Annotated in this window: 11 protein-coding genes; 5 read left to right on the forward strand and 6 right to left on the reverse strand. The window is 59.6% G+C overall.

The window, feature by feature from the left end; translation table 11 throughout:
- Nucleotides 1–18: 18 nt before the first annotated feature.
- Complete coding sequence (locus tag KHO30_RS32805; RefSeq protein WP_211703421.1) at nucleotides 19–873, reverse strand: helix-turn-helix transcriptional regulator; 855 nt, start codon at nucleotides 871–873, stop codon at nucleotides 19–21.
- Nucleotides 874–1,121: 248 nt separating this feature from the next.
- Between KHO30_RS32805 and KHO30_RS32810 the strand changes: the two genes are divergently transcribed.
- Nucleotides 1,122–1,502 carry a cupin domain-containing protein gene (locus KHO30_RS32810; protein ID WP_233468880.1) on the forward strand — a complete coding sequence of 127 codons (381 nt, stop codon included), beginning with the start codon at nucleotides 1,122–1,124 and terminating at the stop codon, nucleotides 1,500–1,502.
- 94 nt (nucleotides 1,503–1,596) lie between these two features.
- Here KHO30_RS32810 and KHO30_RS32815 read toward each other — a convergent pair whose 3' ends face one another.
- Nucleotides 1,597–2,838: an NADH:flavin oxidoreductase/NADH oxidase family protein gene (locus KHO30_RS32815; protein ID WP_211703422.1), complete on the reverse strand. Its 1,242-nt coding sequence runs from the start codon at nucleotides 2,836–2,838 to the stop codon at nucleotides 1,597–1,599.
- A gap of 212 nt (nucleotides 2,839–3,050) precedes the next feature.
- On the opposite strand from KHO30_RS32815, the gene KHO30_RS32820 reads away from it, so the two are divergent.
- Nucleotides 3,051–3,656: a TetR/AcrR family transcriptional regulator gene (locus KHO30_RS32820; protein ID WP_211703423.1), complete on the forward strand. Its 606-nt coding sequence runs from the start codon at nucleotides 3,051–3,053 to the stop codon at nucleotides 3,654–3,656.
- Here the strand turns inward: KHO30_RS32820 and KHO30_RS32825 are convergent.
- A complete protein-coding gene (locus KHO30_RS32825) occupies nucleotides 3,653–4,303 on the reverse strand; it encodes a protein-L-isoaspartate(D-aspartate) O-methyltransferase (protein WP_211703424.1) in 651 nt (216 codons plus the stop codon). The genes KHO30_RS32820 and KHO30_RS32825 overlap by 4 nt on opposite strands.
- 243 nt (nucleotides 4,304–4,546) lie before the next feature.
- Between KHO30_RS32825 and fusA the strand changes: the two genes are divergently transcribed.
- Nucleotides 4,547–6,598: an elongation factor G gene (gene fusA, locus KHO30_RS32830; RefSeq protein WP_093644415.1), complete on the forward strand. Its 2,052-nt coding sequence runs from the start codon at nucleotides 4,547–4,549 to the stop codon at nucleotides 6,596–6,598.
- Between the two features lie 63 nt (nucleotides 6,599–6,661).
- Here fusA and KHO30_RS32835 read toward each other — a convergent pair whose 3' ends face one another.
- The 3 genes from KHO30_RS32835 to betC form a co-directional block, all read right to left on the reverse strand.
- Nucleotides 6,662–7,810 (reverse strand): porin, encoded by a 1,149-nt coding sequence (locus KHO30_RS32835; protein WP_211703425.1) that lies wholly within the window; start codon nucleotides 7,808–7,810, stop codon nucleotides 6,662–6,664.
- Nucleotides 7,811–8,135: 325 nt separating this feature from the next.
- Complete coding sequence (locus KHO30_RS32840; RefSeq protein ID WP_211703426.1) at nucleotides 8,136–9,089, reverse strand: choline ABC transporter substrate-binding protein; 954 nt, start codon at nucleotides 9,087–9,089, stop codon at nucleotides 8,136–8,138.
- Between the two features lie 40 nt (nucleotides 9,090–9,129).
- Nucleotides 9,130–10,668, reverse strand: a complete 1,539-nt coding sequence (gene betC / locus KHO30_RS32845; protein WP_200652640.1) for a choline-sulfatase — start codon at nucleotides 10,666–10,668, stop codon at nucleotides 9,130–9,132.
- Between the two features lie 152 nt (nucleotides 10,669–10,820).
- Here betC and KHO30_RS32850 point away from each other — a divergent pair, with 152 nt between their 5' ends.
- Both KHO30_RS32850 and purU read left to right on the forward strand, forming a co-directional pair.
- Nucleotides 10,821–11,735, forward strand: a complete 915-nt coding sequence (locus KHO30_RS32850; RefSeq protein WP_093644421.1) for a choline sulfate utilization transcriptional regulator — start codon at nucleotides 10,821–10,823, stop codon at nucleotides 11,733–11,735.
- Nucleotides 11,736–11,901: 166 nt separating this feature from the next.
- Nucleotides 11,902–12,777: a formyltetrahydrofolate deformylase gene (gene purU, locus KHO30_RS32855; protein WP_093644423.1), complete on the forward strand. Its 876-nt coding sequence runs from the start codon at nucleotides 11,902–11,904 to the stop codon at nucleotides 12,775–12,777.
- Nucleotides 12,778–12,790 lie beyond the last annotated feature (13 nt).

A 12,790-nucleotide genomic window follows, 5' to 3' on the forward strand; every position in this document is an offset into this window, starting at 1 on the left:
AACCGCTACACCCTGCCGTCACCGCCCTTCCCCAGGAACATATTGAACGCTGCGTCTGTATTGGCTGGGTGTCACACCTTGCTGACGAACAAAGAAGCGCGTGAAATTTCCCGGCGAGTCAAAGCCCAGATCGAGCGCGATATCCTGAAGCGCCATTTCCTGCTGCGAAACACTCTCGATCGAAAGGTCCATTCTCAGCATGCTGCTGAAAGTCGCGGGCGTCATGCCTGTCTGCTTGTGGAATAGGTGGAAGAAATGCGGACGCGATAGCCCTACCTTTTGCGCAAGATCGTCGAAGTCTGGTGTAAGGCCCCTCGCCTGTTTCATTGCTTCGATCGCGTGACGAATCCTGATGTCATACGCGATACCGCCAACGAGTCCCGCTGCTGAAAGTACGTTCCCTTGGGGCGATCTGCCGACCAGTTCGCCTGTCATGTCGGCGATCAGCCCCTGGACCGCTTCAAGCGACCTCCCCTCACGGTCGGTCAGAATATCGAGCAGGTCAGAATGAAGGCGGCTGAGATTCCCCTGCAACAGTACGGAAGAACTCGGAAAGAACCGGGGATGAATACTGTACGCGAAACGCCGGTCGACATCCCTCAACCAATCCGGCTCCAGATAAAGTGCGAGCAGCACCGTCGACTGTGATTGTGGGCGATGCTCATAAAAATGCGGCTCCCACGCATTCACGAGCAGCACGTTCTTGTCTGACAAAACGTACTCACGATTGCGGACCCCGAACTGAATGTCGGGACCGCCTTCCTTGAAGATGACGTGGGAAACCCGATGTGCATGGAGGACCATGCTCTTGTCCAGCAGCAGCAACGCCACTCGTCCGAACGGCCCGTGGATGATTCGTAAGGGTTCCGACATGTAATTACCTCCTGCCGTCCTGATGAATTCAAAGCGTTCGCAGTGTCTCGGCCGCACCGCGAAAAAAAGTCACCATACGCAATGATAAATCGGCCTCGTCTGTGACAAGTCTGCATACGGGCGGAGCCACTACAAGTGGGACATTCGCCTACTCTGCGTACAAGCCCTCTTGCACCGCAGCCATCGAAGTACGGCCTCACGGCCGATCAACACGTTTTGAAGTCCGAACGTGAATGGCGCTTGCTGCAATGCAGGATGCCTCTCGCTACATTCGCACACTCAAGGAGACGATCATGGCTGGTGTCGGCAGTGAAAAGGTATTTGAGAATGACAAAGTTATTGTGTGGAACTTCGTTCTCGCACCGGGCGAGGAAACGCCGGTTCATACCCACACGCTTTCATACATGTGGTACGCGATCGAAGGCGCGCCCTTGCATATCTTTGACGAGAACGGCGGAGACCTCGGCATCTTCGAAGTCCCGACGGGCGCGATTTACTCACTCAAATGCGAGAACGGGTATCTGGAAGTGCTGTCCGAAATCGGCAAGGGCGCCAAGGTTCCCGCGACGCACAAGGCACGCAACGAGGGTAGCAATCCATACCGCGAAGTGCTGGTCGAGTACAAATAGCCGCGCGCCTGACTGAGTCAGTCCTGGCACCTTGCCAGTATCCCCGAACGCCCCGCGATGCGAGGCGGCGTTCGGGCGACCCCGCAACGATGGCTTAAGCGCGATGCTGCAGCAATGCGGTTATGTTGCGAGTCTCGATCTCAATGAACTGCTCCACGGCATCGGCACCGTCCAGTGACAGATCCGGGTCGAGCCCGTCCGCCAGACGCTCGAGTTGCATGTTATTCCATGGCAGAAGATGAAACGGATGGAGCGCAGCTTCGGGACTAGGCGCACGATCAACTTCACCAGCGAGAATGCGCTTCGGAATCTCAGGATCGGCAATGATCGGACGGCCGAGCCCGATGACATCCAGTTCACCGCGCTCCAGCGATTCGATCATGGCTGTCGTCGTGCGAAATCCACCGACCACCATCACGGGCATCTTCGCTGCGGCACGAACGGAGGCGGCAAAATCCACGAAAAAGGCTTCGCGCTTGACGGTACTTTCGCGCGGTGCATCTTCTCCCTCGTCCATTAGCGTGAGGCCGGCAATCTTCGGCTGCTCGAGCGAACCACCCGATAGTTCGAGCAGATCGAGCGAAGAATCGTTGAGCGTCTTCACGAGTTCAACGCACTCGGCATTGGTGAACCCGCCCTTCTGAAAATCAGAAGAATTGAGCTTCAGCGCGACCGGGAAGTCCGGACCAACGGCCGAGCGAACCGCAGCCACCACCTCGAGCACGAAACGGGAACGGTTTTCAAGCGAACCTCCCCAACGGTCCGTGCGCTTGTTGGCGAGCGGGCTAAGGAACTGCGAAATCAGGTAACCGTGCGCCCCATGCAACGAGACACCGGTGAAACCGGCCTCGCGCACTTTCCTGGCCGCGAAGGCGAATTGCCCAATGGCCTGCTGAATCTGCTCTTCCGTCATTTCGCGCGGCGTGGCGAACGAAAAGCCGGCGCCCCTCATCACGTCGATGTCCACTGAAGAAGGCGCAAGGGGTGACGTGTTTATCGCATCTTGCACCTGCCGTCCGGTATGACTGAGTTGAGCCCAGAAATGCGCGCCTTCCGACGTTCCCGCAGCGGCGAGCCGTGCGAGTTGCTCCTGTCCACTGTCGTCGTCGATCACGATATTGCCCGGGCGCTCGAGATGCCACCGGTCCACCTGGATATTGCCGGAGAGAAGCAGCCCGGCACCAGAACGCGCCCAGCGCCGGTACAACGCTTCGAGGCGCGGCGTCGAATGATTATTAGCGTCGGCCATGCCTTCGCTCATGGCTGCCTTGACGAGGCGGTTTGCGAGAATCGCGCCGCTGGGTAGCCGCAACGATTGTGAAAGAGGATTGCTCATCTGAATGTCCACCAGGAAACGGTCACGTGTAAGCCGAGCCCTTGCCCAGTAAGGCAAAGTCGACTCGGCACAGTAACGACAGCGATCGCTGTCGTTTGTTGTATAGTGATCGCTGTCGTATCATTCGTCAAGCAGATAAAAGAGGGACACTTATGGTCAAGACCTGGTCGGACGACAATCCGAAAGCCGCGTTGATGTCGCGCAAGCGAACGATGATCGTCGACGCCGCGCTGCGGGCGTTCCTTGAAAGCGGCTATGCCGAAAGCTCGGTCAATCGCATCGCGGCGGACGCCGGTGTGTCCATCAAGACGCTGTACCGTCACTTCGAGAGCAAAGACGATCTGTTCAGTGCAGTGATGCAAGCGGCCTGCTCGCCTAGCGGCACAGAGTCGGCTGACGCGTCGGAACCCGCAGAACCGGGCGAACCAGCCTGGTTTAGCGAACCGCCGGCCGTGGCATTGCCAATTGCGGGTAGCGATTATTTACGACACGCTCTTTCGAAAGGGCAGTTGGACCTTTATCGCGTCGTCACACGGGACGCACCTCGCTTCCCCGAACTGGCGCGCCGCTATCGCGAGGAAGTGACGGGCACACGCGACGCACTGTTCACGAGCTACCTTGATCGCTGGCTGCCTGTCACGGGCTGGGAAGTAAGCGATAAATATGGCGCCGGTGCAACCTTCGCGGCACTTCTGAAAGCCAGGCTTTTCGACGATGCGTTGCTTGGTTTAAAGAACCCCAGCGAAGAAGATATCGCCGAATGTGCGGCTGATGCGACCGTCCAGATGATCGCGCTCATGGAAGCCGGTCGGCTCTAATCCGCCCAACCGTCCTCACCAATTAGCGGTACGAAGCTCACTTCGCCCAACCAGCACTCGTGATAATCCTGTTCGCCGTGCCGCACCAGTTTGATCAATTGCTGATGGTGACGCTCGCGCCCTACCGGCATCACGATGCGCCCACCAATCGACAGTTGCGAACGCCATGCCTGCGGGATACGCGGGCCACCAGCCCCAGCGATAATCGCGTCGTACGGCGCATAGTCGCTCAAACCGACTGTGCCGTCGCCAAGATAAACGGTCACGTTGAATATGCCCACCCGCGCCAGCGTCTCGCGTGCGATGTCGGCGAGCATCGGATCGCGTTCAACGGAATGGACGTGTGCCACGATCGCAGCCGCGATTGCAGCGGCATACCCCGATCCCGTGCCGATATCGAGAACACGGTCGCGCGGACCCAGTTCGGCCGCCTCTATCATCTGCGCGACAATGGCGGGCTGCGAAATCGCTTGCTGGTTCGCGATAGGCAACGCGCCATCGTCGTACGCGAATTCACGCAGTTGCGCAGGCACGAATTCCTCTCGCGGCACACGGCGCATCGCGGATAGCACGTTGACGTCGCGGATACCCCTCGCAACGATTTGCCGTACAACCATCCGCTCCCGGGCTTCCCTGAAATCGATCATTGTGGCCTCCGTCTGAGGGCCGCGCCGGCTTTACAGCAGGCCGCGCATAACTTCCACCGGACAATTCAATTTTGCGCCTCGTTTGACGCTGGCGAACGCGCATCGGCCTTGCCGTCAACGCGTCCCGGCGAATCAGGTATTCGATGGCCGGTCGCTTAAGGGTCAGCACTGATGGCGTCGTATGGCACACCGGTCCGTTTTCGCCAATAATGGCCCCACATCCACTACTGGACGAGGGCGGCCATGCATTACAGCCCCGACGCCATCCGCACCATCGCTCTGGTCGGCCATGCAGGATGTGGCAAGACATCGCTTGTCGAAGCCCTGCTCCACCAGGGTGGCGAATTACGCGCGCCCGGCAGCGTGGAACGCGGCAACACGGTCTGCGATTTCGACCCGCTAGAACGCAAATATCACCACTCACTGAACTCCGCGGTCGCCCACCTGCACTACCGGGATACCCGCGTCTATCTGCTGGATACGCCCGGCTATCCGGACTTTTCCGGCCTGTCGATTAGCGCCCTGCCCGCTGTAGAAACCGTCGCCATTGTCATCAATGCACAGACCGGCATCGAAATGACCACCCGGCGGATGATGGCGTGGGCAGAAAAACGCAAGCTCTGCAGAATGATCATCGTGAACGGTATCGATCGCGACAAAGTCGATCTCCCGGAACTTCTGACGCAAATCCAGGAGGCCTTCGGCAAGGAATGCCTGCCCATCAACTTACCGGCGCAGAACGGCAGCCAGGTGGTGGATTGCTTTTTCAACCCCGCGGGCGACGCCGACTTCCTGTCTGTTGCGGCGGCGCACAATGCGCTGGTCGATCAAGTGGTCGAGATCGATCCCGCTTTGATGGAACTTTACCTGGAGCAAGGCGAAGCCATCAGCCCGGAGCAGTTGCATGAGCCCTTCGAGCGTGCGTTGCGCGAAGCGCATCTGGTGCCGATCTGCTTCACGTCGGCAGCAAACGGTGCTGGCATCGCGGAATTGCTCGACGTGTTCGTCCGGCTACTGCCCAATCCCATGGAAGGCAACCCGCCCCTCTTCTACCGCGATACCCGCGGCCGCCAGGAAGTCGTGCGTGCCGAACCGGTCGCCGACAAGCATGTATTGGCCCACGCCTTCAAGATCGTCGTGGACCCTTACATCGGCAAGATGGCCGTTTTTCGCGTCCATCAGGGCACGATCAGGCGGGATAGCCAGCTCTATATCGGCGACGCACGCCAGCCGTTCAAGGTCGCCCATCTGATGATGCTGCAGGGCAAGGAACACGTGGATGTCCCACAAGCCGGCCCAGGCGATATCTGCGCCACGGCCAAGATCGATGAGATCGGTTTCGACGCCGTGCTGCACGACGCCCCCGAGGACGGCAACATCCACCTGACCCCGCTCGATTTCCCCACGCCAATCTACGGACTGGCGATCGAGCCTGCGCGCCGCGGCAACGAGCAGCGCCTCTGGGAGATTCTGCAAAAGTTGAGTGCGGAAGATCCATGTCTGCGCATCGACCACCCGGTCGGCACCAACGAGACGGTGGTGCGCGGACTGGGCGAGTTGCACCTGCGCCTTATGCTGGAGCGGCTATCCGAGCAGTACAAGCTGGAGGTCGTGACGCGCCCACCGAAGATCGCCTATAGGGAAACCATCGGCGCAAAAGCCGAGGGGCACCATCGTCACAAGAAGCAAACCGGCGGCGCCGGGCAATTCGGCGAAGTGATGCTGCGCGTGGAGCCACTGCCGCGCGGTACGGGCTTCGAATTTGTCGACGCCGTCAAGGGTGGCGCCATCCCTGGGCAGTTCATGCCCGCCGTGGAAAAAGGCATCCTTCAGGTTATCGATAGCGGGCCGCTGGCCGGCTTCCCGATGCAGGACGTACGAGTCACCGTCTTTGACGGCAAGAGCCATTCAGTCGACTCCAAGGAAGTGGCGTTCGTTTCCGCCGGGCGCAAGGCCTTCATCGATGCGGTGCTGAAAGCTCAACCCGTCCTGCTCGAACCTATCGTGGACATCGAGGTGATGACGCCTGAAGCCGCAATGGGCGACATTATCGGCGACCTCTCCGCCAAGCGCGGACAAGTCCATGGCACACGCTCGGCCGCGGGCAACGCCGTGGTCGTCGCAGGCCAGGTGCCATTGTCCGAACTCAACGACTATCAGTCGCGGCTGAACGCCATCGCAGGCGGGCACGGCAACTACAGCATCCAGCTCAGCCACTACGATCCGGTACCTCCCGCCCAGCAGGAGCGGATGGCGTCGCAGCACAAGAAACAGGGCGACGGCGCGGCGCAGTGAGTGTTGCACCTGTGTCCCAGGCGCGCTGGCTGGCACTCGAGTGCCAGCCCCGTCGCAGATGCCTCAGAACGAATGCCGCATCCCGATCCGTACATCAGACTGCGTATTCGACGACGACGGCGTGAAGCTGTAGCCGATCACCGCATTCACGCCATTCGACGCACGCAGATAGTCGCCGGAAACATACACATCAGTACGTTTGGACAACAGATAGTGCAGTCCGAGCGAGCCCTGGTTCCAGTGATTGCCTTCGAAGGCCGTGTGTTGATAGCCGCCGTACAGCGATAGCGCGGGCGTGAAGTTATACGACGCGCCTCCTTCGTAAACCTGCATGCGCGAGGTCTGCCCGAAGCCCTTGATCGTCGTGTACGTAAAATCGCCGGTGATCATCAGGTTGCCGATCGTATACGCGGCGCCGATCGCGAACGCACCTTGTTTATCCACCGGGAATGCCGAGGAGCTATACAGATCGGTCACCGCGCCAGTGGCCGGATCGACGGAAACGGTCGGCTGGCCGAGGAAGGTGTGCGTGCCGATCATCGCGTACGGGTCGAACGCATAAATGCCGAACGGATTGTTCAACTGCGTATAAGCAACACCCATGTTGAATGGACCGTGGTCATAATGCGCGCCCACACTCCATGCGCTCTTCTGATGGAAGTCGCCGGCGGTGTTACCGAACGAGTACATGCCGCCGAAGGTGAAGCCGGCAAAATCGTTCGACAGGAACTTCACCGAGTTCGGCAGACGGTCGCCGTTCATCCGGTCGAAGTCGCCCTGGTGAATCGCGTAGCCGCTCGCCCACGCGGAGATGTTGTACAGAAAGACAAACTCTTCGGTCATATCGAGTTGGTTACCGAACGAGAATGTCCCCCATGAGTTCTTGATACCGACATACGCCTGGCGTCCGAATTCAGCACCACCGAATGCATATTGTCCATTGCCCAGGTGAAAACCCGATTCGAGCACGAAGACCGCTTGCAAGCCGCCGCCGAGGTCTTCCACGCCTTTGAAGCCGATCCGGTTGCCGTACGAAATGCCGTCGTCGAATTTGAACTGGTGTGCGCCGCCGGCGTTATTCACGTAGGTGATACCGGCGTCCAGAATCCCGTACAAGGTGACGCTGCTTTGCGCATGGACCGCCGTCGGTGCGCATGCCGCGCTTGCCGCGAGAGCGAGTCCCGAAAGACTAACGGCATTTTTCTTCTTCATCTAGTTCTCCCCTGCTCTTTGCCTGCGTATTTCGTTAGATAAAGCGATCCCTGCTGCGGGTTGTCTTCCAACGCGCGGCGCTTCTCGCATGACGGGCAGTTCGAAATCGGCTGAGACTGATTGAAACGGATTGAAGCTCACTAACACTGACCTGGCCAGCTAACCCTGAATTAGCCGGCCAGGCTGATCGAAGCTATCGGCACTGCGTACGATCACCTGTATGTCTGCATCGACGGGTCAAGAATAAGTGTCCAGATTTAAGATGATTCGACCGGATGCGACATGAATCTGTCGAGTAGCGACCTCGTAGTCAGGAATGCCGGAGTTATTTCACACCGAGTGCGGTTTGCACCGCTTGCAAACCATTGGCGCCGCTGGCGGTGTTGACGCCGTCAAGCCATGACTTCAGCAATTCGGGGTGGCGCTTGAGCGCTTCGGTGGCGGCCGTGGCAACACCCGTCTTCTTCTCGAGTACCTCGGTGATCACGCCGTTTTCCAGATCGACATTGAATGTGAGTTGCCTGAACAGACGGCCGACATTCGGACACTGCTCGGCGTATCCGCTACGCGCAACGGTATTCACCGTGGCGCCGCCGTAGTTCGGCCCGAAGTACTTGTCACCGCCGTCGAGGTAAGTCAGCTTGAACTTCGTGTTCATCAGATGCGGCTCCCATGCAAGGAACACGATCCATTTTTTCTCACGCACCGCGCGGTCGACCTGCGTGAGCATGCCGGTCTCGCTCGATTCGACGAGCTTCCAGCTGCCGAGCCCGTATGCCTTGTCGTCGACCATCTTCTTGATGTTCTGATTGGCCGGCGCCCCCGGTTCGATGCCATAGATCTTGCTGTCGAACTTGTCGGCGTTCTTCGCAAGGTCCGCGAACGAATGCACGCCCGCGGCCGCCACGTAGTCGGGCACCGCGAGCGTGAACTTCGCGTTGCTCAGATTCGGATGCACAACCTCGATCGATTTCTCTTCCTCGAACGGCTTCACGACCGGTGCTTGCGCCGGCATCCAGTTGCCGAGAAACACGTCGATCTGGCCTTTCTTCAAGCCTTGGTAGGTGATCGGCACCGACAGGTTCGACACGTTCTGATGGTAGCCGAGCGCCTTCAACAGCACGCCGGTCATCGCATTGGTCGCGTCGATGTCGGTCCAGCCGGGCCCCGCCATGTTGACCTGAGTACAGGACTGCGGCTCGGCAGCCACGGCAAAGGTGGCCGCCGCGCACAGCAGCGCAACGCCGGATACAGCCTGTTTGAAGAGCTTTTTCATCATGTCGGCTTCCTGTAGATGGGTTGAATCGTGAGCGGAGACGTCAGCGCGTTACGGCGGGAAAACGCGCCATCGCTTCGAGCGTGTCGAGGTCGATGTGATTGCGCATGTAACGCTGGCTCGCATCGACATGCGGCTGCCAGTCCCATGACGCGACCGTGCCTTGCGTCGTGGCCTCGAAATGAAAACGGCGGCGGCGCTGGCTTTTCAGTACTTCGTTGTGCAGCGCGGCGAGGTCCCAGCGTTGCGCGATCTCCTCACGAAATGCTGAGACCTGTGATGCATATTCGGCGCGCGCGGCGAGGTTCTCGCGTTCGAGCGGGTCCAATGTTACGTCGTACAGCTGATCAGGATCGGCCGGCGTGTGAATGAATTTGAAGCGTCCGCGTCGCAGCATCACAATCGGCGCTATAGCGCCTTCCGCCAGGTATTCGCCGATCGCTTCGTCGTGGCCAGCTTGTGTGCCGTGCAGATGCGGTACGAGACTTTGGCCATCGAGCGAATCCGGCCAGGTCGCAGGCTGCTCGCCGCGCGCCATCTCTACTAACGTGGGCAGCAGATCGAGATGCGACACCGACTCGTGCACACGATGCGCGTCGAACTGCTGCGGCGCATGAACGATCAACGGTACGCGGCAGCCTCCTTCGAAGAACGTCATCTTGTACCAGAGCCCGCGCTCGCCGAGCATCTCACCGTGATCGGACGTCACCACGATAACGGTGTCTTTCGCGAGCCCTGACTGTTCGAGTGCATCAAGGATCGCACCGAACTGGTCATCGACGTAAGAGATCGCGCCGTAATAAGCGCGCCGTGCGTTGCGGATCTGCTGGTCGGTCGGCGGCGTGCGGTCGGTTTCGCACACGTGGCGCAAGCGCTTCGAATGCGGATCGGCTTCATCGAGCGAATCGCGATGCGCGGGCAGATCGATGTCTTCATCCGCATACATGTCCCAGTACTTCCGCGGAATCGCGTACGGGTCGTGTGGATGCGTCAGCGAGGCGACCATGCAGAACGGCCGTGCATCTTTGCCTGCATGCCGCTCACGTGCGATATCGAAGAGCTTCTGGCGCGTGGTGAACGTGACTTCATCGTCGAAGTCCAGTTGGTTCGTGCGCACGCACGGACCCGCGTCGATCACCGAACTCATGTTGTGGTACCACGTGGGGCGCGTTTCGAAATCGTCCCAGTTCGGAGTCCAGCCAAAATCGGCTGGGTAGATGTCGGTTGTGAGCCGCTCTTCAAATCCGTGCAGTTGATCGGCGCCGCAGAAATGCATTTTGCCGGACAGGATCGTGCGATATCCTTCTGCGCGAAGATAGTGCGCGAAAGTCAGCGTTTGCGACGGAAACTCTGCTGCATTGTCATACGCACCGATCGCCGACGGCAGCTTGCCCGATAAAAAAGAAAAGCGCGACGGTGCGCACAATGGACTGGCGCAATACGCGGAATCGAATACCACGCCCTGCTTCGCGAGGCGATCGAGATTGGGGGTTTTCGTTAGACGATGCCCGTATGCAGCGAGCGCAAACGGCGTCATCTGGTCGGCCATCAGAATAAGGATATTCTGTTTCGTGTCATGCATTGGAGCGTGCCTCGAATAGAATCGCAAATAGGGGTGCGGGTGTCGTTGCAAGCGGGATAACCGGTGTGCCGGTCCTCGCGTGAACACCACTATTGCCGTCCAATTTGCCGCTGTGAAGACGGCAAATCGTTATGTGCCTATAAGGGGGCCTTATGTCGAGGCAGGATCGCTTGCCGCCGATGCAGGCGTTGACGATGTTCGAATCCGCAGCGCGTCTCGCGAGCTTCACGGCGGCTGCACGCGAACTGGGCTCGACGCAGCCGGCGGTTAGTCAGCGTGTGGTGCAACTCGAAGAAGCACTCGGTGTGCCGCTGTTCGAACGCGGCCATCGCGGTGTCACGCTGACGGAAGATGGTGTGCGCCTCTTCGAAGCGGTGCGCAACGCCCTCGACACCATCCGCCTCGCCACCGCCGAGATCCGCGCGCGGCGCACGCCGCAAACGCTCACGCTCTCCACTGACTTCGGTTTCGCGACCTACTGGTTGATGCCGCGGCTTTCGCAATTCAAGGCGCTGATGCCGGACGTCGACGTCAAGATCATCACGTCGCAGAGCGTATTCGATCCATCGCACGACCAGGCGGACATTGCGATTGCGTTCGGCGATGAAGATGCGGACCTGAGCGCGCGAGGCGCGCTCAAGCTATTTCCTGAGCGTGTCACGCCGGTGTGCAGTCCGGCTTTTCTCGCGGCGCATCCGGAATTGCACACGCCGTCGGACTTGTTGAGCTTGCCGCTGCTGCATCTAGAACCGACCCAACCGGCACGCTGGCTGTCGTGGGCCGACTGGTTCGCTGCTCAGGGTCTGGATGCACCGGCAGCACATCGCGGCATCACGTTTAACAGCTTTACGCTCGTGGCCCACGCAGCGATCATGGGCCAGGGCATCGCGCTCGGTTGGGCGCCACTAGTCGACGAGCTTCTTGCCACGGGGCAACTCGTCGAACTGTTCGACACGCCGGTGGTGACGGAACGCGGCTATCTGCTCGTCACGCAGCGCGCGGCGACACCGGCGGTCAGCGCGTTCCGCCGATGGCTGCTTGGCGAATGTGGCCTCGATGCTGAGTGAGCACGGCAAGCCGTCAATGCCGTGCACCACCGCCCCACCCTCCCCTGACGCTCCCATTCCAGCGCGACGGCGGTTAGCTTCTATCCCCTTGTACCGCTGATTTGCTCTACTGCGATGACGCATGCCGCGCCCCGCGGCGTTGCCCTATTGCCTAAGTGGAGAGCGCATGTCCGCCGATTCCCGTCCCGATCAACTGGTTCTCACGGTCGCCTGTCCTAGCGCAGCGGGCCAGGTCGCCGCCGTCGTCGGCTTTCTCGACCGGCATCATTGTTATATCGACGAACTGACCGTTTTCGATGACGACCTAAGCGAGCGCTTTTTTGTACGCTGCGTGTTTCATGGCGTCGATACCAACGAGACCCTGCACATCGCGGCACTCAAGCGAGAATTCCAATCGATCGCCGAGCGCTTTCAGATGACATGGGCGATGCACGACGTCAGCACGCGGCCGAAGGTGCTGATCATGGTGTCGAAACTCGAACACTGTCTCGCCGATTTGCTGTTCCGCTGGCGCATGGGTGAGTTGAAGATGGATATTGTCGGTATCGGCTCGAACCATCGCGATCTCGAACCGCTCGCGCAGCAGCACGGCTTGCCGTTCCATCATCTGCCGATCAGCGCCGATACCAAACCCCAACAGGAGGCGCGTTTGCTCGATCTGTTCGAAACCTCAGGCGCCGAGTTGATGATTCTTGCGCGCTACATGCAGATTCTTTCCGGCGAAACGAGCCGTGCGCTCGCGGCACGTGCGATCAACATCCACCATTCGTTTCTGCCTGGCTTCAAAGGCGCCAAGCCTTACCACCAGGCACATACGCGTGGCGTAAAGCTGATTGGCGCAACCGCGCACTTCGTCACCGACGATCTCGACGAAGGTCCGATCATCGAGCAAGTCGTGGAGCGCGTCGATCATTCATACAGCCCGGAGCGGCTGCTGGCGACGGGACGCGACGTCGAATGCATCACGCTCGCGCGGGCCGTGAAGGCGTTTATCGAGCGACGGGTGTTTATCAACGGCGATCGGACTGTCGTTCTGCAATAAAAAAACGCCGCTG

This window comes from Paraburkholderia aspalathi, from assembly GCF_905220735.1.
Taxonomy (GTDB): Bacteria; Pseudomonadota; Gammaproteobacteria; order Burkholderiales; family Burkholderiaceae; genus Paraburkholderia; species Paraburkholderia aspalathi.

Bases quoted from the DNA above. Each gene is read 5' to 3' on its own strand.
- KHO30_RS32805 (WP_211703421.1), bottom strand. From the start codon at position 873: ATGTCGGAACCCTTACGAATCATCCACGGGCCGTTCGGACGAGTGGCG.
- KHO30_RS32810 (WP_233468880.1), top strand. From the start codon at position 1,122: ATGCAGGATGCCTCTCGCTACATTCGCACACTCAAGGAGACGATCATG.
- KHO30_RS32815 (WP_211703422.1), bottom strand. From the start codon at position 2,838: ATGAGCAATCCTCTTTCACAATCGTTGCGGCTACCCAGCGGCGCGATT.
- KHO30_RS32820 (WP_211703423.1), top strand. From the start codon at position 3,051: ATGATCGTCGACGCCGCGCTGCGGGCGTTCCTTGAAAGCGGCTATGCC.
- KHO30_RS32825 (WP_211703424.1), bottom strand. From the start codon at position 4,303: ATGATCGATTTCAGGGAAGCCCGGGAGCGGATGGTTGTACGGCAAATC.
- fusA (WP_093644415.1), top strand. From the start codon at position 4,547: ATGCATTACAGCCCCGACGCCATCCGCACCATCGCTCTGGTCGGCCAT.
- KHO30_RS32835 (WP_211703425.1), bottom strand. From the start codon at position 7,810: ATGAAGAAGAAAAATGCCGTTAGTCTTTCGGGACTCGCTCTCGCGGCA.
- KHO30_RS32840 (WP_211703426.1), bottom strand. From the start codon at position 9,089: ATGATGAAAAAGCTCTTCAAACAGGCTGTATCCGGCGTTGCGCTGCTG.
- betC (WP_200652640.1), bottom strand. From the start codon at position 10,668: ATGCATGACACGAAACAGAATATCCTTATTCTGATGGCCGACCAGATG.
- KHO30_RS32850 (WP_093644421.1), top strand. From the start codon at position 10,821: ATGTCGAGGCAGGATCGCTTGCCGCCGATGCAGGCGTTGACGATGTTC.
- purU (WP_093644423.1), top strand. From the start codon at position 11,902: ATGTCCGCCGATTCCCGTCCCGATCAACTGGTTCTCACGGTCGCCTGT.